Source organism: Acidaminococcus nyctereutis (genome assembly GCF_052216985.1).
Classification (GTDB): Bacteria; Bacillota; Negativicutes; order Acidaminococcales; family Acidaminococcaceae; genus Acidaminococcus; species Acidaminococcus fermentans_A.
In genome coordinates, this window is record NZ_JBQOUY010000008.1 from 74,894 (window position 1) to 95,884 (window position 20,991).

A 20,991-nucleotide genomic window follows, 5' to 3' on the forward strand; every position below is an offset into this window, starting at 1 on the left:
TCAGCCTTCCTTTCCCATGGTCACGGCGCACCAGCCCGCCTTCCGTTTCACATCCAGGAAGGTAAAGCCGTTTTCCCCGGCCACTTTCTCCACATCCGGCAGCCGTTCCTCGATGATGCCGCTGGCCAGGAACCGGCCGTTTGTACGCAGCTTCACCGCCACTTCCGGCAGCACCAGGATGATGATGTCCGCAATGATGTTGGCAATGATCAGGTCCGCCTGGCCGTCGGTACCGTCCAGCAGGTTCCCCTGGTTCACGGTGATCCGGTCGCTGAGCCCGTTCTGGGCAATGTTCTCCCTGGCCACTTCCACGGCCTTTTCGTCAATGTCCACCGCATGGATGGTTTTGGCTCCCAGGAGCGCTGCTGTCATGGCCAGGATGCCGCTGCCGGTGCCCACGTCGAACACATCACAGTCCGGCGTCACCAGCTCTTCCAGCCGCTGGATGCACATGCTGGTGGTGGCATGGGTGCCGGTGCCGAAGGCCATCCCTGGATCCAGGGCGATGACCTTTTCCTCCCCCTGGGGCTCATAGGTTTCCCAGGAAGGCTTGATCACGATCTTCTTCCCCACTTTGGTGGTGTGGAAATACTGCTTCCAGGTGTTGGCCCAGTCCTTTTCACTGATCTGCCGGAACAGGGTAGGCCCGAAACGGAACTTCCCGATCCGTTCTTCGATAGTCCGGAGACCTTGTTCGATAGCATCCAGTTTTTCCTGGAGCTGGTCATTTTCCGGATAGTAGGCGGAAACAGTGACCACCTCCGTATTTTCCTGATGGGGAATGTCGCACAGTTCCCAGGTGGCGCTTTCCCGCAGCTGGTTCAGCAGCAGCGGGTCTTCGATTTCCACCCCGTTCCGGGCCCCCACCTCCCGGAGCAAATCTGCCACGGCTTCCACAGCCTCATGGGTGACTTTTATGCTCACTTGCAGCCAAGATTCCATATGTAACGCTCCTTTGTACAGATATCGTATTATTATACCATATTGTGAGGAAAGAAAAAGGGGGTGTGGAAAATTTCCACACCCCGGTCGCGGGTCGCAACCCTTATTCAATTGAATCTCACATACACTGCCTTCAGGTCTTCCAGCCCCAGGCCCATTTTCTGGAATCCGGTGTGGAGGGCGGCTTCGGACAGTTCTTTGTTTTTCTTCGGGTCCCCTACTTCCAGCAGCTGGCGGGCTGCTGCATCCACTGCATAGATGTTGAAGGAGACGCCGTTGTACACCAGCCGGTAGCTTCCATCCCCGCCCGGCAGGGTCAGGGTGGTGGTGTATTCCCGGTGCTGGGTCTTAGGCTGATCCGGTTCCGGCAGCCGCATGCCGCTGGGAGTGATCTCCACCTTCTCCGGCATGCTTTCCACGTCAAAGGTTCCGTAGTTGGTCACTTTGCCGTCCAGCACTTTGAAGAAGGGAATGGATTTCTTTTCCCGGTACCAGGTCCGTCCACCGTCCTGGTGTTCTTCTTCCCCACGGAAATCGTCCATGGAAGGTTCTTCCACTTCGCCTTTCCCTGCGGGCACCGGATTGGGTTTCTCCGGTGTGATGTCCGGCTTCACCGGTTTGTCCACCGGGGTGATGGTCACAGCAGCATCCCCGCCCAGAATGTTGTAGTTCTTCAGGAAATCCAGATACTGATTGGTGGTCTCCGTGCTAAACTCATAGCGCCCAGGCGCGTTGGTATAGGAATTGTTGTCCAGGTACGCGTTCCCGTAGGACCCGTAGTTGAACTTCAGGTCGGACACATTCTTTGCGTCCCCGTTGGTGAGCCCCTGCACGCCGGATGTAGTGAACTTCACGGTTCCAAAAGGCGTGGTCACGTCTTTGGTAGTAACGGTCAGGTCCGCCTTGTTGACGATCACATCCCCGGTAATGGTGACGAGGTAGTTCTTCCGGGCATCGCTGCCATTTTCATGGACGATCCCGCCTCCATCAGATTCCAGGTCATTTTTATAGATCCCGGCATCCGCCGTAGTCCGGCTGGCCCGGTTGGTTTCATAGGCCCCGCCGGCTTTGGGGGTCATGGTGAGCCCAGCGGTGGAAATGGTATCCCCATTCACCAGAGGCGGCGTAGCGATTTCCTTGAAGGACCGGTCCGCCGAACCGTAGGTCTGGATCATCTCGTTATCCACGGTGATGGCCACCGGGGTCAGGGTCATGGTCCCTTCGGACAGTTCCAGATTGTAGTTCTTCAGCGTGTCTTTATCCAGCTGGGTATCGATCCGGTAGCTGTCCAGGCTGCCGTCCGTCTTGTACTTCACATCATTGGTCCGGGTGTCACTCAAAAGGGCCCCAGAGGTGTTGTGGATACCGATTTCAGAAACCAGATCCGCCAGGTTGTCCCCGTTCTGTTCCCCGGTGACTTCCGTTTTTTTCAGGTCCGCTCCCACTTTGTCCGCGGCCCCGTAAGCTTCGGTGTAGTCCCCCACCTTCAGTTTCAAGGTGGCCTTGTCAATGGAAGCATCGGCTCCGTCGATCTTAACGGTGTAGTTCTGCAGGGTCTTCTCTGTAGTCCCGGTCAGTTGATATCCAGTACCCGCATCCTGGGTCTTGGCGCCCTTGGCGATCTTATCCGGATCCGTAGCGTCCCCGGTGTTGGTGTAGGTGATATCCCCGTTGGCAATGGTTTTCGTCACTACATCCGTGCTGTCCCCGTTGGCCATCACCAACTGGCTGGCATCGTAGCCGTACTTGCTGTTGTCGAAAGCCGTCCCATAGGTGGTGGATACGTCGTTGAGCTTCAGATGGATCTCTGCTGGGGTGACAGTGGATGTCCCATCCACGTAGGTAACATCATAGTTGTTGGCCGTATCGCCGGCAACCGTGAAATTCCCGATCAGCTTCCAATCTCCCACATCCTGGGTCTTTACCTTGTCGTTATTGGCATCAGGCTTTTCCCCGGTGTTGGTGTAAGTGACGCTGATCTGGTTGTTCTTCAGAGTTTCATCCGTGTCTCCGTTGGCGTTCCCAGAGATGGTATAAGTGTACTGAGTCTTGTCAAAATCGGACCCGTAGACCGTGTTCACGTCCCCTACGGTCAGGGTCAGTTTGGCCTTTTCCACCGTGGATTTTCCATTGGTGATATGGACAGTATAGTCAGAGAGATCCTTGCTGGCAGTCCCCTGGAGTGCATAGGTCCCGGCGTTCTGGGTCAGGGCCCCATTGGCAATCTTGACCGGATCGGTGGCATCCCCGATGTTGGTGTAATTCAGGAACTTTTCTCCCAGAACAGCATCCTGGGTATCCCCGTTCACCAACCCGCCTTTTGCCGTATCAATGGTGTAGGTATACTTGTCCGTGTCAAAGGCCGTCCCATAGGTGGTGGACACATCCCCCACCGTCAGGTAGAGGTCTGCCGGGTTCACGGTGATGGTGCCACTGCCGGTGACCGCATAGTTGGCGGAAGCATCGCTGCCGCCGCTGGCTTTTACTGTGGCGCCGGTGGTCAGATACTGGTTTTCATAGGTGCCTTTATGGGCTGTGGTATTGCTGCCCTTGCTGTTCGCATAGCTGCCATCGGTGGCAATCGTATATTGGATATCGCCCAGCGTATCTCCGTTCACCAGCTGGGTTTTGTCGTAGGAAGGCGTCCCATTGGTCACTGCAGTATTGCCGTAGGTCTGGGTGCCATCGGTGCTGATGGTCAGAGTCTTCCGTGTAATTTCCACTTCCCCAGGGTTAGCAGCCTTATCATAGCCATTAAGGGTCTTGACACCATCCTGATAGGTCACATCCATCACATAGTAAGCTCTCTTGTCATCGGTAGCAGTCTTGTATGCATCTGAACCTTCTGCTTTTTCATTCCCGTTGGTCCGGGTAGCCGTTTTCGCAGTTCCATCGCTGGATACGTTGACCGTAGAGAGACCTTTCTTGGTGCTGTTCGAACTGGTCACATAGTCTAGATAGTTAGACTCATCGAAATTTTTTTTGAAACCGGTGACGTCGATATCACTCCCTTTAGAATCCCTATAGATAGCCTTAGAGGTCAAAGTCTCTGCCATTTTTTCCTCAGCCAGGGTATCCCCATAGGTTTTGGAAGTATAGCCCCCGGAAATAGTGATCACCGGAGTCACCTGGAAGATGAACTTGTTGCTGCTGGTATCGGTATAGTTCGTGAGATTATTGTTGGAGCTGTTTATCTTCACCGTGGTATTGGCATCGGATTTAGCCGTCCACTGGGCATTGGTTCCGCTTTTCAGGTTATCACCCAAAACCGTTCCATAGTCACTCGGCGAATTGACATAGACCTGCCAGGTGCCCTTGTCGCCGGTGGTGATGGCATTTGTACCGGTGGTGCTGTTTACCAGAGCGCCCTGGCTGCCCTGGGCATCCACCACCACGGCTCCTTCTGCAGTGCTGGCTGCCGCCAGAGTACCTTCCGTGGCTTTGCCATTGTAATCCACGCCGGCGCCCAGGGTAATCTTACCGGTATCCCCGGTGGAGGTCAGGCTGATCTTGCCGCCGTTCAGGGTGTTATTGCTGTCGGTATACCCGTTAGATTCCACGCCGTGGACGGTAAGGTCACCGGCGGACTTGATGGTTACACTGTCCAGCTGGAAGGCGGTGTTCTGATATCCATCGCTGCGGGTGGTGATGTCGCTGGCAGAAGCCGTTTTATCGGTGGTACCGGAATGGATCTCGCCGCCCACCGATACGGTGCCGCCGGAAATGTAGACCCCATGGTCCGCATAGATGGTGCCATATTTGTAGTTGGTGGCTGTATTGGTTTTATTCCCGATGGTCACAGCCCCGGTGCTTTCAATGTTCACCGTATCGAGAGCCTTGGCCTTGCCCAGGTCTCCTTCCAGGCTGACGGTGCCACCACCGGCTTTGATGTTCAGGCTGGAGTTGGCCAGGTTGGTTTCTTTGACGAAGCCTACGGTGGTGCCCCCGCCCATGGCCGCATCGTCCCATTTGCCGGTGGTACCATAGCCTACCGTCAGGAAGGGCGCACTGTTGTCCGGCTGTTGACGGGTCTTACCCCCGTCTTTATAGGTATCCCAGTTGGCATACCCATAAACGGTTTTCCCATAAATTCCGTTCTTCCAGTTGGAACCAGCATTGCTGTAGAATTGGGTTCCCTTGCCGTCATTTGCTTCCCCTTCCGGGCCAGTTACCCAGTACATGCCGTCCTGATAGGTGGGATCGTCGGCCATGCCGTAAAAGGAATAAGGATAGAGCTTGTCGTTAGCGCTGCTGTTGGAACCGGTTTTGTTCAGTACGCCGGATCCCCGGCCGCCGGCCCAGAGAATCTGCTGCCCGTTCGGTGTGGTTAAAGAGTTTTCCAGGATGGTGGTGATGGTGGCCAGATAAGAATCTCCTACAGCCGTTTTGCCATTATTATAAGTCTTCGTTTTCGGGTCGTACTTAGCCAATGTTTCGGACACAAACCAGTTGCTGGCAATGAGCCTCTTAATATCATTGGTTAAATTCGTATAAGCAGTGCTGCCATTACTCATTGCCGTTGTATTCGTGCTGTTCTTCGCTAATGTAAGTGCATCGTCTGCCAGGCTCTGAATCTGCTGCTGTGTCAAAGCGGTAAATTTATTTCCAACCTTGTAGCCTAGGGCATTATTAGAAACTCCATTAACTGTAACAGACCCTACCGTCAAGGCATAGGAAGTACTCCCATCTGTAATAGTTGGGTTGGATGTCATATATCTGCTCAAGAAGCCCGCCGGGTCGGAAACAGCCACATACCGTAAATATTCTTTCGTGGACATTTTCCCTTCAGTAATAATTACAGAAGAATATCCTTTTCCCTTTGTTATACTGACAGCTGTCGAACTACCATCCCCCAGCCAGCGAATATTCTGAGTATCTGTTTCTTTATCAAAAGTATAATGCGGCTCACCATTGGAAAAATCTGCAGCATCCGTTGTTGTTTTGTAGCTGCCATCCGAATTCTTTACATAGTTGACGCCCTGATAATGATAAGCCGGAACGGTATCAGAAGTCAGATAATCATTAACTTTATCAGCTGTGAACTCATCCCAAGTAGTAGTACCATATACATAGGCCCCGTAGCTGTTCCCGGAGTTGATGATGCCCGTAACAGTAATATCCCCTTTTTCTCCATTTGAATTACTGGAATCAATGGTCAGAGTTCCCCCATTAAGGCCGATGGCGATTTCCCCGTTGAGTGTGATTTTTCCGCCGCCGGTCTTGATCAGCCGGTTATCCTTGGTGCCATCTGCTGTACCGCTGCTGTCCACATGGCCAAAATAGGTACCGACCGTATAGCCCGCAGGATCTGCCTTGCCGCCAAGGGTCCCTTTGCCATACCCTTTGGTCTTGGCAGAATCACTGGTATATGTCACCTTACCGCCGGAAGCGGAGGTAAAATCTCCCCCATTGGTGTTGATATTGGCATTGATAATCACAGCCCCGATCTTATCCCCGTTGCTGTCCGCATTCAATACCACATTCAGTTTGTTGGACGTGGAGGAGATATTGCCATTGACGGTGATGTTCCGCATGGCATCCAGGGTCAGCGTGGCATCGCCCCCATCCTTCTTATCGATGTCATTTTTAACGATGATATTGGCGGATCCGTTGGTGGCTGCTGCCTGGATGGTCACATTGGTGCCCGCATTCAGCCTGTTTTCCACCATAGCGGTGGAGATCCAGGTCACGGCCCTGTTCACGGAAAATGCATTGGCGTCGGTGGCAGCAGGATCGTTGTAGCCGATGGAGGCACTGCCCTTGGTAAAGTCAGAATCTGTGGCAGTTTTCTTGTCGGCGTTATCGTAGTTGCTGGTAGTGGTAGGATCACTGTCGGCGATGATCACATCCAGCGGGTCTAGCAGCCATTCGCCTGCCTTACCGTTGACGCCTTTAGCGTCGATATTGAGGTTATCCCCCAGGTTCAGCACGTCGCCGGAGGTTTCGATCTTGCCGCCGTCCACGTTCCCTTTGGCCAGCAGGCTGGTATTGCCATGGACGATGGTCTTCTGGCCGATGACTTTGATGCTGCCGGCGCTCTGGCCATCTTCCATGCCGGAGGCATCCAGGGTACCGCTCACTTCCACCTGGCCGCTTTGGCCCCCATCCAGGAGGATCTGGCCTTTTTCATCTTTCCGCAGGGTTTTGGCTTCGATGGTACCGGTGTTGTTCACCACAGTCCCCAGCAAATCCTGGGCACTTTTGGCGGTCATCACCACATAGCCCCCGTCGGCCTGGATCCTGCCGCTGCTGAGAGCCTTTGCCTGGGCCAGTTCCCCATCCACGGCATAATTCAGCTTCCCGTCACTGTCCGGAGACAGGGTCAGCTGTTTGGCTGCAGCCAGGGCCACGGTACCGCCCGGATTGCTGATGGTGCCGGTATTTTCCACCTGGGCTGCATGGAGGGCCACCAGGCCGCCCTGGGCCGCAATGGTGCCTTCATTCAGGATGGTGCTGGTGTTCCCCTCCCCGATGGTCAGGTTCAGGTTGGCGGTGCTGCCAGCGAAGCTCTTCATGAAGGGATCGTTCAGCTGGGCAGTGGAAGCCACCAGGCTGCCCACGTCCACAGTGGCAGTTTTGCTGAACACCACCCCGTTGGGGTTCACCAGGCGCAGGTTCCCATTGGCGGAAAGGGCCCCGTCGATCACGGATTTCTGGCCCCCGGTGATCCGGTTCAGGGCCACGGCGTCCCGGCCGGGCTGGGCGAATTTCACTGCTTCATCCCGGGCAATGTTGAACTGGGTCCAGTCCACGGCCATTTTCCCGCTCTGCTGGGTGACGGTCATGTTCTTCCCGTTCTGGGCAATGGTGCCCTGGCCGGACTGGATCTGGCCGCCAGTGGGCATGGCATAGGCCGTCCCTCCCAGGGACAGGGCCAGCAGCACCCCCGCCGACAGGTTCCGTTTCCATTTCTTCGTATATTTCAAATGGTTATCCATAGTTCTGTTCCTCCAGTGATCCTTCAACTCTTAGAAGTACACGCCGCCGGTCAGCCAGAAATGGCCGTTCTTATGGCTGGTGTCGCTGACCGGTTCCTCGGCTCCCAATCTCCAGGCATAGTCTGCCCGGATAAACCAGTCCTGATACCGGGACCAGATCAGCCCGACGCCCACATCCTGCAGGTTCCGATGGTTCTTTTCCCCGGCAGGGGTCAGACTGCTGTCATGATTCATCCACACGCCCCCATGTTCCAGGTAGAAGGCCAAGTGCAGCTGCTGGTCCTGTTTCTTGAGCGGCAGCAGCCAGCGGAGTTCCGCCCTTGTGAGATATCCAGTATCCCCGGAGCCTTCACTGGTGGGATAGGCACGCAGCCCGTAAGGACCTCCCAGGTAGAAGTGTTCGGACGAATCCAGGTTGGAGAAGGCGTACTGGCCCCGGGCGGTCAGCAGCAGGTACGTCCGGCCGTCCAGGTTCTGCCGCCGCTGGATGTAGCCGGTGGCCTTGTGGTAGGTGCCGTTGGTCCGCGGGCTGCCGGCCAGCCACTGGGTGTAGATATCGGGAGAATAGAAAGCATCATTGGTGATGTTCCCCCATTTGTATTCCACCCGCCAATCAGTGGACCCCAGGGTATCTTCATCGTCCCCATAGAGGGACAGAATCCCTGCATCCCCGTTCTTGTCTCCGTAGGTGGAATTCCAGATCCGGCGGTATTCATCTTTGATGTCGCTGTGTTCGTAGCGGACCCCGGCGTACAGATTGTGCTTCCGGCTCCGGCGGATGGCATAATCCATCCCCAGGGATGCCACCTTGGAGTGGCCCACCCCATCGTACTGGGCGAATTCATCTCCCAAATCGTAGCTGAGCACGTTGTATCCGGCAGAGAAACGCCACCCGTCCCGGATCACCGGCAGGGTGTAGTTCAAGCCCCAGTCGAACATCTTCCGGCCGGAAGTGGAGACATTGGCCATCAGATGATCCCCTTCGTGGGCCAGGTTCAGGAAGTTGTAATTCACGGAATACTGGTTGTACCCCATGGACCGGCTGCCGTAGTTGCTGGCCGTGAAGAGTCCCTGTTTGCCTTTGTATTCATCCACTTCCAGCACCACATGGACGCTGCCAGGCTTGGATCCCTTCTGGAGGGTGGCCTTGGCATCAGCCCCTGCCAGGTCGGTCAGGAGCCATACGGCCCGTTCCAGGCTGTCCTGGGTAAGATATTTTTCCTTCTTCAGGAAGTTGGTTTCCCGTTCCAGGGCCCCCAGATGGATCTTGGTGTGATTGTTCAGAGTGAAGCCGTCCAAGGTCCCTACGGTGACAGCGTATTCCACGATCCCATCATTGATCTTCTGCACCGGCAGGTAGGCATGGGCCACCAGATACCCTTTGCTCCGGAAGTACCGAGTCAGGGTGTCAGCCCCGTCCTGGAGGTCTTTAAAAGAAAGCAGCTGGCCTTTTTTATCCGCCAGCAGGGCTTGGAGCTCCGCTTCCGGGATCACATCCTGGCCGGTGATCTTGAATCCGTTCACTTGGACCTTCAGGGTATCCGGCAGGTCCAGTTTGGGCCGTTCTGTTTCTTCGATGGCGATCTGACCGGCGGCCGAGACGGCCCGCTGGGCTTCCGCCCGGGCCCGGTTCCGTGCCTCGTTCTGGAGCATGGTAGCATCACTCTGCCGCTGCCGGACAGTCCGAAGGGCTGCTGCGTCTTCCTGACTGGGTGCTGCTCCTGCCACAGCCGTAGGCAAGACGCCCAGACTCAGGGCAATAGCAGCCCTGATCATTGGATTCCAGTGTTTTTTCATAATCATATACTCTCCTTAAACTATCCTGTAAAAGTAATTGTAAAGAATTATTTTTCACTAGTATAGTTTCGTATCTATTTTATGTTTTTATATTATATACGAATCATTACTGAATATCCACTATTCTTGTCTGATTTTTTGTTTGAACATCTGATGTTCATAAATTCTTTTCAAGTGACCGTTTTTGTCTATACTAAAATTTCATATAGACAAAAAAACGGAGCTGTGAAGAAATAAATCATCATTTCTTCACAGCTCCGTTGTCCGTTTACTCCAACCTGACCTTACTTAAACAGGTCTTTGATTTTGTTCAGGAAGCTCTTCTCTTCCGGATTGATGCTGCTTCCTCCGGCTTCGCCGAATTTCCGCAGCGCTTCTTTCTGGGCATCGCTGAGTCTCGTAGGGATCACCACTTTGATCCGGACCAGTTGGTCTCCCTTTTGGCCCGTCCGCAGGGATACGATCCCTTTCCCCTTCAGGCGCAGGATCTTATTGGGCTGGGTCCCTTCCGGGATCTTCACCTTCACCTTGCCATACAGGGTGGGAACCTCGATTTCCGCCCCCAAGGTCGCCTGGACGATGTTGATGGGCACTTCGCAGGTGACGGTGGTGCCTTCCCGTTCAAAGAACTTGTGGGGTTTCACATACAGGTACACATACAGATCCCCAGGGCGTCCGCCCCGGATCCCAGCTTCCCCTTCTCCGGCCACCCGCAGACGGGAACCATTGTCCACTCCGGCAGGGATCTTCACGGTCAGCACCCGTTTTTTCTTCACCCGGCCTGTGCCGTGGCAGTCCTTACAGGGATGGGTGACGATTTTCCCAGTCCCATGGCATTTGGGACAGGTCCGGACATTGACCACCTGGCCAAAGAGAGAATTCTGGGTGACCCGGATCTCCCCGGTCCCATGGCAGTCCGGACAAGTCTCCGGCGTACTGCCGGGGGCAGCACCGGAACCGTGACAAGTCTCACATTCCTCTTCCCGGTTCAAAGGCACTTTCTTTTCCGTACCAAAGGCCGCTTCTTCAAAGGTGATCTGGGTATCCATCCGCAGGTCGGCTCCCTGCCGGGGACCGTTATCGGCCCGGTGGCCGGCGCCTCGTCCGGCACCTCCAAAGAACATATTGAAGATGTCGTCCATGCCTTCGCCGCTGAAACCGCCGAAGCCCTGGAACCCGCCCCCGAAGGGATTGCCGGCCCCAGCGCCAGGTCCTCCCCCGTTCTGGAAAGCGGCATGGCCGTACTGGTCATAGGCCGCTCTCTTCTGGGGATCACTGAGAACGCTGTAGGCTTCGTTGGCCTCTTTGAATTTATCCGCTGCTTCCGGATTGTCTTTGTTCAGGTCAGGGTGATACTTCCGGGCCAGTTTGTGGTAAGCCTTTTTCAGCTCGTCGGCTGTAGCGTCTTTGGAAACGCCCAGCACTTCATAGTAGTCTCTCTTCTCTGCCATCCGTATCTCCCTCTAGGAAAGCTTATTTCTTGTCGTCGTCCACGACTTCAGCATCCACTACATCGTCGTCGGCTTTCTTGCTTTCGGTCCCTGCATTGGCGCCTGCACCGGCATTGGCGTTGGCACCGGCAGTACCCTGGGCTGTGCCCTGGTTCTGCTTGTACAGTTCGGCGCTCAGTTCATACAGGGGTTTCTGCAGGGCTTCCGTATCGGCTTTGATCTTGTCGGTATCGTCGCCCTTCATGGTTTCCTTCAAGGTGCCGATGGCATCCTGGACTTTCTTGATCAGGTCGTCATGGCCCTTGCCGTTCATATCTTTGATGGTCTTTTCAGCCTGGTAGATCAGGGTATCGGCCTGGTTCTTGGCTTCTACCGCTTCCTTCCGCTTCTTGTCAGCGGCTTCGTTGGCCTGGGCTTCCTTGACCATCTTATCCACTTCTTCCTTGCTAAGGCTGCCGGAAGAAGTAATGGTGATCTTCTGTTCCTTACCCGTGCCCAAATCTTTGGCACTGACGTTTACGATGCCGTTGGCATCGATGTCGAAAGCCACTTCGATCTGAGGGATTCCCCGAGGAGCAGCCGGGATGCCGGACAGTTCAAAACGGCCCAGGGTCTTGTTATCCGCAGCCATTTCCCGTTCGCCCTGGAGGACGTGGATATCCACAGAGGGCTGGTTGTCGGTAGCCGTGGAGAATACCTGTTTCTTAGAGGTCGGGATGGTGGTGTTCCGGTCAATGATCTTGGTCATCACACCGCCCATGGTTTCGATACCCAGGGACAGCGGCGTCACATCCAGCAGCAGGACGTCTTTCACATCCCCAGCCAGTACACCGGCCTGGATAGCAGCCCCTACAGCCACACATTCATCCGGGTTCACCCCATGGGCCGGTTCCTGTCCCATGGTCCGTTTGATGGCTTCCTGCACCGCAGGGATACGGGAAGAACCGCCGACCAGCAGGACCTTGTTGATGTCTTTCGGGGTCATGTTGGCGTCGCTCAGGGCCTTGTTGACGCAGACGATGGTCCGGTCTACCAGGTCGCTGGTCATTTCATCGAATTTGGCCCGGGTCAGATCCAGGTCCATATGGAGCGGGCCGTTAGGGCCTGCAGAGATGAAGGGCAGGTTGATATTGGTGGTCAGCATATTGGACAGCTCGATCTTGGCTTTTTCAGCCGCTTCACGGATCCGCTGCATGGCCATCTTGTCCCCGGTCAGGTCGATGCCATTCTGTTTCTTGAATTCATCGCACATCCAGTCCATGATGCGTTTATCGAAGTCATCGCCGCCCAGATGGGTATCCCCGTTGGTGGACTTCACTTCGAACACGCCGTCGCCCAGTTCCAGGATGGACACATCGAAAGTGCCACCGCCCAAGTCATAGACCAGGATGGTATGGTCGTCGGATTTATCGATGCCGTAAGCCAGAGCGGCAGCCGTGGGTTCGTTGATGATCCGCTTTACATCCAGTCCGGCGATCCGGCCTGCATCCTTGGTGGCCTGCCGCTGACTGTCGTTGAAGTAAGCCGGTACGGTGATGACGGCTTCCGTGACTTTTTCACCCAGATACCGTTCTGCATCGCCTTTCATCTTTTCCAGGATCATAGCAGAAATCTGTTCCGGCGTATAGCTCTTGCCATCGATAGTCACGGTGTATTTGGTGCCCATGTGCCGTTTGATGGAGCTGATGGTCCGTTCCGGGTTGGATACAGCCTGGCGTTTGGCCAATTGGCCTACCAGTCTTTCCCCGTTTTTCGTAAAGCCAACCACGGAAGGAGTCAGCCGGCCGCCTTCCTGGGTGGTGATAACTGTAGGTTCGCCGCCTTCCATCACAGCGACTACGGAGTTGGTGGTCCCTAAGTCAATACCAATAATCTTAGACATAATGAATTCCTCCTGTCAAATCTGGAATTATCAATCGTTCAACACGTTATCTTCAATCGTTCCGGACGACCCGCACCTTGGAATGGCGGATCACGTCGTCCCCGATCTTATAGCCCTTTTCCAGGACCAGATCGATGCTTTCATCCGGCAGATCCGGATTGCTGCCCTGCATGACGGCTTCGTGGATTTGGGGATCGAAGGGTTTGCCTTCCGCCGGGATCTCTTCGATATGCAGGGTCTGGAGAGCCTTTTCGAACTGCTTGTGGATCATCCCCATGCCTTTCTTCAGGGCTTCTCCGTCTTTGCTGGCTTCCAGGCTGGCTTCCGCCCGCTCGAAGTTATCCAGCACCTTCAAAAATTCCCGGGCCACCTGTCCGGTGACATACCGGCCTAGCCGTTCCCGTTCTTCATTGTTCCGTTTCCGGAAGTTGTCAAAATCGGCCTGCAGCCGCAGGAGCCTGTTCTGCAGTTCAGCAATCTGCTTTTCCTGCTGGGCGATCTTTTCGTCTCTGGGATCGGGTTCCGCTGCTTTTTCGTCTTTCACGTCAGCCGCTCCGGCTCCTGCCGTCTTGGCCTGTTCCGCGGTTTCTTCTGCCTCCGTCTCGGCCTGGGCCGTTTCTGCCTTCACGGTTTCCGGGTTCTTCTGCTGCTCCTCTTTCATTGGTCCTCCCCTACTTTTCATCCATTTTATTCATGACCACCCGCAGGTAGTTGTGGAGGTAATCCATCACGGAAATCACCTTCCGGTATTCCATACGGGTCGGTCCCAGGACAGCCAGGGTCCCCACCACCTGTCCGTTGAGCCGGTAGGTGGCCTGGATCATGCTGCAGTCCTGGATGCCGGAAAATTTGTTTTCACTGCCGATGGTCACCTTGAGACCGGAGTCTTTGTCGGCCATCAGCATATCCTTCAGCATCTGCTCTTCCTCCAGCACACTCAGCAGCTCTCGGATCCGTTCCGGATCCTTGAATTCCGGCTGGTTGAGCAGCTGTTTGGTACCGCCCAGGTACATCTTGTTCTCCTGCTGGCCGCTCCGCATCTGTCTGACCACTTGGATCAGAGAAGCATACAGGGCTTTGTCCCCAGCCAGGGCATCCCGGACGTCTTTCAGGATCTGGTCTGTGATATCGTCCAGCTTCATCCCATGGAGTCTGTTGGTCACCCGCTGGGCCAGGGTGTCCATTTCCAGGCGGCTCATGCCAGCCGGGATCTGGATCACACTGTTGTCCATCCGCCCGTCATTGGCCACGATGCATAGGATGGCCTGGTGCTCGTTGAGGGGCAGGAAGCGCAAGTAGGAAAAGACGCTTTCGCTGTCCTTGTTGGCCAGTACCACGGACACGTTCTTGCTCATCCGTGACAGGATCTTGGCGGTGGACTGGAAGATATCGTCGATGCTGTGGACCCGTTCCCGGAACCAGCTGTTGATCAGCGCCACATCATTGGGCGCCAGGGCATCCGGTTTGGCCAGGGAATCCACATAGTACCGATAGGCAGCCGCTGACGGGACACGTCCTGCCGAAGTGTGGGGCTGCTCCAGATAACCCAACAGTTCCAGGTCGGACATCTCGTTCCGGATGGTTGCCGGGCTGATCCCCAGATTGTATTTCCTGGCGATGCTGCGAGATCCTACAGGCTCAGCCGTTTCAATATAATCTTCAATGATCAGTTGAAGGATTTTTTTCTTGCGGTCACTTAGCACTGTAATCATCTCTCTTCTCGATTGTTAGCACTCTAATGGTTGGAGTGCTAACATCTAAGTGTAAAGATACACCTCTTTAGTCAAATTGTCAATAGATTTGCAGAAAATATTTTTCTTTTTACAGAAATTCCTCAAAAGCCAGATTGCCGTACTGCATCCCCTGTTCCGTCAGATGGATCCGGTCTCCTTCCCGGGCGATCCAGCCATGTTCCCTGCAATGGGCAAAGCCTTCTTTATATATATGAAAGAAATCTTCTCCTGTCCGCTGGGCGAATTCCTGCAAAGACAGTCCCTTGGCAGTCCGCAGGTTCATGAAGGCCAGTTCCGCCCGACGGTCTTCGGAGGTGAGGATTTCCCGCTCCGGACGCGCCCCCTGGAGATAGGCCTGGAGATTCCGAGGATTGGTCTCCCGGATTTTTCCGTCGAACCGGCAGGCGGCCGCCCCGAAGGCCATATAGGGATCGTAATGCCAGTACACCTGGTTATGCCGGGATGCCTGGCCGGGCCGGGCGAAATTGGAAATCTCGTACCGCTGGTAGCCGGCTTGGGGCAGCGCTTCCATGAGGAAATCGTACATGGCCCCTGTTTCGTCTTCCGAAGGCAGAGCAGCTTCCCCCTCCCGGAGCTGTTTGGCCAGCAGTGTCCCCTCTTCCACGGTGAGGCCGTAGACGGACACATGGTCCACCCCGGTTTTCAGCAGCCGTTCCAGGGAATCCTGGACGCTTGCCACCGTCTGGCCGGGATACCCGTAGATCAGGTCCCCGCTAATCCGCTGGAAGCCGGCTTCTCGGGCCAGGGCGATGGCCGCTTCCGCATCTTCTGCCGTATGGATCCGTCCCATGGCGGCCAGTTCTGCAGGCTGGAAGGACTGGATCCCCAGGCTCAGCCGGTCGAAGCCCAGCTGCCGATAGAATCGGAGCTTCGCCAGATCCACCGTCCCCGGATTGGCTTCCAGGGTGGCTTCTGCCGGCTGCTGCCAGAATCCCCGCTCCTTCAGGGCCGTGACCACTTTTTCCAGGTCATCCAGGGGCAGCACGCTGGGGGTCCCTCCGCCGAAATACACGGTAGCGGTAGGCGAAACCGGCAAAGCCGGCGTCCAGGCAGAGATTTCCTCCACCAAACGCCGGGCATAGTCGCTCATAATATGTTCATTGAAAATCTGATAAGAAGCGAAATCGCAGTAGGCACATTTATGGACACAGAATGGGATGTGGACATAGACCGCCTGATAAGATTCCCAGGGCTGAAGCATTTTTTCCTCCTTAGATTTGGGCCAGGAGCACGGCGGCGAATACCAGCCCGCAGCCGATGATTTCCCGGACGCTCATCACTTCTCCCAGGAACAGCCACCCGGCCAGCACCGCAAACACCGATTCCAGGCTCATGATCAGGGTGGCGGTGGTGGGGTCGGTGTACTTCTGCCCTACGATCTGGAGGGTATAGGCCACCCCGCTGGAAAGCCCCGCCGTATACAGCAGGGGCCACCGAGCCGCCCACAGGGCAGGGCCCAGACCGGCGGCGGGCAGGGTTTCCCACACCAGGGCCCCCAAAAGGGAGACCAGGAAGGTCATGGCGAACTGGATCCAGGCCACCCGCACCCCGCTGGCCCCCTGCAGCAGGAAATGGTCCACACACAGGATGTGGAGGGCAAAGAACACCGCACACAGGAACACCAGGAAATCCCCGAAGGAAATGGTGAAATCCCCGGTGACGCAAAGCAGATAGAATCCCACCAGGGCCATGGGCACGCACAAAAGCAGGATCTTCCGCACCGTCCGCCCCAGGAACCAGCCCAGGATGGGCACCAGGATAATGTACAGGGCGGTGATGAACCCGGCCTTCCCGGCGGTGGTCTGGGCAATCCCCACCTGCTGGAGGTTGCTGGCCACCCCCATGATGACCCCGCAGCACAGCCCCGCCTTCACCGTCACGGCATCGGGCCGCAGCCGCTGCCACAGATTGCCCTGGTGTTTTCCCCCAAAAGCCAGTACCACCGGCACCAGGACTCCGGTGGCCAAAAGGTTCCGGGCGGCGTTGAAAGTAAAAGGCCCCACATAGTCCATGCCCACGCTCTGGGCCACAAAAGCGCTGCCCCAGATCAGGGCCGTCAGCAGCAGAAGAAGGTTTCCTTTCATTCGTTCCATATTCAAAGCTTTCCCCTTTTCATGTTCATGGCTAATAAAAAAAGGATACCACAAAAAAGGGTGGCTGCAAAGGGAATCGTTTCTGCCCCTGCCGGTGGCAGGATTGGAATCATGTCACGGAAAGCATGTTATAGTGTTTGAGGTTGCGCACATCTTCCCGGGAAACTTTCAGTTTCTTGACCAGGGATTCCTCTTCTTTGAGGGGCTGCTTGCTCAGAAGGATTTTCAAAGCCACCGGCATCATGGGACGGGAGGAAAATCCTGTAAACAGGCCCCATTTCACAGGAGAATCCAGGAAAGAGGCCAGCACCTGGATGATGACATTTTCCATGGGCGTATCTTTATTGGTCAGCGTGATCCTTGACATAGCGTCAAAGTGTTGGATATAGCCCCAGTACGTATTTTCACATTCCTGATAGGAATCATAATTTTTGAAATTCATATACATCATGAGGCGGTATTTCCCTTCCTCCCCCCTGGAAAGGACATCGAACACGCTGCGGTCAAGGTGGTGGTCCCTTCCATCGAAATAATAAGCATAAAACCGGGAAAGATCCTTAAAAAATGCAGGACAGGCCGCATCATTCTGAAGATTTCCTTCCTGGGGCGTGATATACAGCAGCTGCTCCACATGGATATTCAGTGCGGAAGCTATATCGTACAAAGTTTCGATATCGATGGAAATAGCCCCTTTTTCATATTTCGAAAGAGTGGACTTGCTTTTGCAGACCCGTTGGGAAAGTTCCTCCAAGGTCATTTTTTTCGCCCGCCGGTAAATGTTGATCTTTTTACCGATTTCTTCCCTGATCATCATACTGAAAGACCTCCGTCTGTTGTTTCCTATAAATCAACAAATTCATAAATCCAACAATTATTTCATAATTTCAGATAATTATATCATGAGATGCGTAAAAAAATCCACTCAGGTGAAACATAACGGATTAAAAGTTTCATATTAAGAAACTTTCCTTCTTTTTACAGGCTCTAGCCTCTGCGCTATAATGCGCATGTAGACGTTAAGAGGATTCTGGCCAGACTCCTTGAACGAAATCGTTGGAAAATAAACAGTTTTCAAGGAGGATTTTTACCATGCAATATAATTTTGATGAATATGTGGAACGGCGTCATACCAATGCCCTGAACACGGATGGTTTCCGAGGCTATATTTTCCATGACTATGAAGGCAAAAAGAAGTTCCCCTTTAAAGATGAAGAATTTATCCGTATGTGGGTGGCCGATATGGAATTTGCCATGTGCCCGGACATCATCCAGGCCATCAAAGACCGTGCCGACAAGAGAATCATCGGCTACAGCCAGGTTTTTGAACCGAATTTTTATGAGGCCTATAATGCCTGGAACCGGAAAATGTACGGCTGGACTTATCCGAAAGAAGAAATCTGCTTCTCCCTGGGAATCATTCCCGCCCTGTACCAGTTGGTGGAACTGCTGCTCACCGACCATGAATATGCCATCATCAACACCCCTGCCTACGGGTATTTCCAGCATCCCATCGATTACAAGCACAAACACGCCATCCATAACAAACTAAAACGCGATGCAGAAGGCAATTGGACCATCGACTTTGATGCACTGGAAAGAGATGCCGCCAACCCGCTGACCAAACTTCTCATCTGGTGCAACCCCCACAACCCCACAGGCCGCGTCTGGACGGAGGAAGAACTGAAGAAAGTTGCTGCCATCGTGGAAAAACACAACCTGTGGATCATCAGTGATGAAATCCACTGCGACCTGCTGCGCCAGGGAGAACACCATATCCCCATGGCAAAGATCATGCCCGGCTACCAAAAGCTGATTTCCTGCACCTCCGCTTCCAAAGCGTTCAATATGGCAGGGATGATGTTTGCAGAAATCATCATTCGGGATGAAAGCCTGAGAAAACTCTATGTACAGTATACTGATACCTACGCCATGAACGTGAATCCCCTTTCCATTGCGGCCCACACAGCGGCCTACCAGCACGGATATGAATGGCTGGATCAGTTGAAAGCGTATCTGGATGGAAATTTCAAGCTGGTCCAGGACACCCTGGCCCAAAGACTGCCGAAGATTGTGTTCAGGATTCCTCAGGCAACCTATCTGGCCTGGGTGGATATGAACCCGTATCTGGGAGATGTGGAGAATATTCCCGACTTCATGGCCAACCAGGCGGGCGTCCTGCTGGAAGGCGGGGATTCCCTCTTTGTAGATAATTCAAAAGGCTTTATCCGTCTGAACCTGGCAATGCCGAAGGCCACCATTAAAAAAGGACTGGACAGAATTTGCGATGCTGTCCTCAAAAGAGAAGCAGAAAAAGGCTAAGGTACGCACCTGCACATTTCACCTGCACATTTTCCTGAAAGAATTCTGCAGTTGGAACAGGAGTCCGCAAAATTCCTGTTCCGACAGCAGCGTTCCGGAATCATATGGATTTCTTGCTTGAAGAGGTGGATTTTTTCTCTTTTTTAAAAAGACAGAACTTACTGCAAATATTGAAATTGACAAAGGAAACTGCAGGGAGTGCATACGGATTTTATCTTTCTCACAAAAATATTATACGAGGAGAAAAAGAATGAGCAGCGAGCAGATGAAAAAAATCGGTCTTGTGAATATTATTGGATTGGGAGTCGGCGGTGCCATCGGATCCGGCATATTTGTGACACTGGGCTCAGCCATTGGCATGACGGGCAGGTCCGTCCTGGTGGTTACGCTGATTGGTGTATTCTATATGTTATTCGCCTACTGGTACAATTTGGCTCTTTCCAGTATCTTTGTGGTCAATGGCGGCGACTACAGTATGAGAGGCATGATGCTGCCGCCGGTGCTCACTGGATATGGCGGATGGACTAACGTAATGTGGGCCTTTGGGATTACCGGATATTCTTTGGCTCTGACCAGCTATTTAAGCAGTCTTTGGCCTGTTTTGGGAGAACATACATCCATCACAAGTATGGTAATTCTGACAGTCCATTTTCTGCTGACGATCCGGGGCAACCGGATCGTCACCATATTCCAGAATACAGCAACGGCCTTCCTCCTGATTGCCCTGTTTCTCTTCATCGTTCTGGGCGTCCCCCATGTGGATCCCGCCTTTTTCTTCAGCCCTGCCGCTGATGGAGGCTTTGTCCACGGCGGAATGAGCGGTGTGATCAGTGCCATTGCCATCATGGGGTTTGCCTGCCAGGGAACCACCATGGGACCTGTAGGCGTAGCACGGATTACAAAGAACCCGAAACTTACGATTCCTTTGGGGATTTTGGTAACCTGTGCAGTTGTTTCAGTGGTCTATGGATTGATGTCCTATGTGGCAGCCGGTGTACTGCCTTATGACAAAGTGGCCAACCAGAACCTCAGTGTGGTGGCTTCCGCTTTTTTGAATCCTGTTCTATTTGCGTTTTTCATTATCGGCGGCGGTGCCTGCGCCATTGCCTCTTCCTTCCTGGGCGTCCTGGTTATGATCCGTGAACCCCTGGCTTCCATGGCCGATGACGGATGGCTGACGGGATTCTTTGGAAGAAAGGCAAAGGACGGATATCCCTACGGTGCCTTCACCCTTGTGTACATCCTGGCCGCCATCCCCATCCTGACTGGTATGGATTTCAACAATGTAATCAGTATGCTGATGATTCCCTGCATGTTCATCAACGCCTATCTGAACACGGCCTGCATAAAGATTCCGGAGAAATACCCGGAGCAGTTCGCCAGACGTTCCATCCGCTGCCCTCTCTGGCTCTACAAACTGTGCTGTATCCTGGGCGGCATCAGCGCCCTGTTAGTGGGCATCACTCTCCTGAAAGACATGGCCCTCAAAGATGCCATCGTGGCTGTAATTGTCCTTGTGGTGCCTCTTGCTCTCAGCTGGCGTTCCCTGAAAGTGGGAAATGTGGACCGCAGGATTTTAGAAGAGCGGAAAGAAGAAATCATCAGGACAGAGACCTTGAATGGGTAACAGCATAAAAAAAGAACTGACCTTAAGGGAAGTTCTCCGCCATCCACGTATGACAAAAAATGGAGCTGTGAAGAAATGAGGATTCATTTCTTCACAGCTCCTTTTTTGTTGTCTCTTTTTACTCCTGGCAGTAAAAGGCAAGAGAAAAAGGGTATACTTCCCCCTTCCCCCCAAAACTCAGCTTTTTA

The 20,991-nt window shown here is 54.0% G+C and carries 12 protein-coding genes; 2 read left to right on the forward strand and 10 right to left on the reverse strand.

Annotation, left to right across the window (positions count from 1 at the left end; all coding sequences use genetic code 11):
- The 10 genes from prmA to ACTUHY_RS05975 form a co-directional block, all read right to left on the reverse strand.
- On the reverse strand, positions 1-942 hold the full coding sequence (gene prmA, locus ACTUHY_RS05930; protein ID WP_442826979.1) for a 50S ribosomal protein L11 methyltransferase: 942 nt from the start codon (positions 940-942) through the stop codon (positions 1-3).
- A gap of 107 nt (positions 943-1,049) precedes the next feature.
- On the reverse strand, positions 1,050-7,880 hold the full coding sequence (locus tag ACTUHY_RS05935) for a two-partner secretion domain-containing protein (protein WP_442826980.1): 6,831 nt from the start codon (positions 7,878-7,880) through the stop codon (positions 1,050-1,052).
- Positions 7,881-7,910: 30 nt separating this feature from the next.
- Entirely contained in the window at positions 7,911-9,677 is a 1,767-nt protein-coding gene (locus ACTUHY_RS05940; protein ID WP_442826981.1) for a ShlB/FhaC/HecB family hemolysin secretion/activation protein, read from the reverse strand.
- A gap of 284 nt (positions 9,678-9,961) precedes the next feature.
- Positions 9,962-11,128: a molecular chaperone DnaJ gene (dnaJ, locus tag ACTUHY_RS05945; RefSeq protein ID WP_442826982.1), complete on the reverse strand. Its 1,167-nt coding sequence runs from the start codon at positions 11,126-11,128 to the stop codon at positions 9,962-9,964.
- 22 nt (positions 11,129-11,150) lie between these two features.
- Positions 11,151-13,010, reverse strand: coding sequence for a molecular chaperone DnaK (gene dnaK / locus ACTUHY_RS05950; RefSeq protein ID WP_442826983.1), 1,860 nt, complete (start codon positions 13,008-13,010; stop codon positions 11,151-11,153).
- A gap of 52 nt (positions 13,011-13,062) precedes the next feature.
- Positions 13,063-13,671 carry a nucleotide exchange factor GrpE gene (gene grpE, locus ACTUHY_RS05955; RefSeq protein WP_442826984.1) on the reverse strand — a complete coding sequence of 203 codons (609 nt, stop codon included), beginning with the start codon at positions 13,669-13,671 and terminating at the stop codon, positions 13,063-13,065.
- 10 nt (positions 13,672-13,681) lie between these two features.
- Positions 13,682-14,722 carry a heat-inducible transcriptional repressor HrcA gene (hrcA, locus tag ACTUHY_RS05960; protein ID WP_442826985.1) on the reverse strand — a complete coding sequence of 347 codons (1,041 nt, stop codon included), beginning with the start codon at positions 14,720-14,722 and terminating at the stop codon, positions 13,682-13,684.
- 109 nt (positions 14,723-14,831) lie between these two features.
- Complete coding sequence (gene hemW / locus ACTUHY_RS05965; RefSeq protein ID WP_442826986.1) at positions 14,832-15,965, reverse strand: radical SAM family heme chaperone HemW; 1,134 nt, start codon at positions 15,963-15,965, stop codon at positions 14,832-14,834.
- Positions 15,966-15,975: 10 nt separating this feature from the next.
- Positions 15,976-16,857 (reverse strand): DMT family transporter, encoded by an 882-nt coding sequence (locus ACTUHY_RS05970; RefSeq protein WP_442826987.1) that lies wholly within the window; start codon positions 16,855-16,857, stop codon positions 15,976-15,978.
- A gap of 109 nt (positions 16,858-16,966) precedes the next feature.
- Positions 16,967-17,671, reverse strand: coding sequence for a helix-turn-helix domain-containing protein (locus tag ACTUHY_RS05975; protein WP_442826988.1), 705 nt, complete (start codon positions 17,669-17,671; stop codon positions 16,967-16,969).
- Between the two features lie 275 nt (positions 17,672-17,946).
- Between ACTUHY_RS05975 and ACTUHY_RS05980 the strand changes: the two genes are divergently transcribed.
- Complete coding sequence (locus ACTUHY_RS05980; protein ID WP_442826989.1) at positions 17,947-19,176, forward strand: MalY/PatB family protein; 1,230 nt, start codon at positions 17,947-17,949, stop codon at positions 19,174-19,176.
- A 265-nt stretch (positions 19,177-19,441) separates the two neighbouring features.
- Positions 19,442-20,803: an APC family permease gene (locus tag ACTUHY_RS05985; protein ID WP_442826990.1), complete on the forward strand. Its 1,362-nt coding sequence runs from the start codon at positions 19,442-19,444 to the stop codon at positions 20,801-20,803.
- Positions 20,804-20,991: the final 188 nt, after the last annotated feature.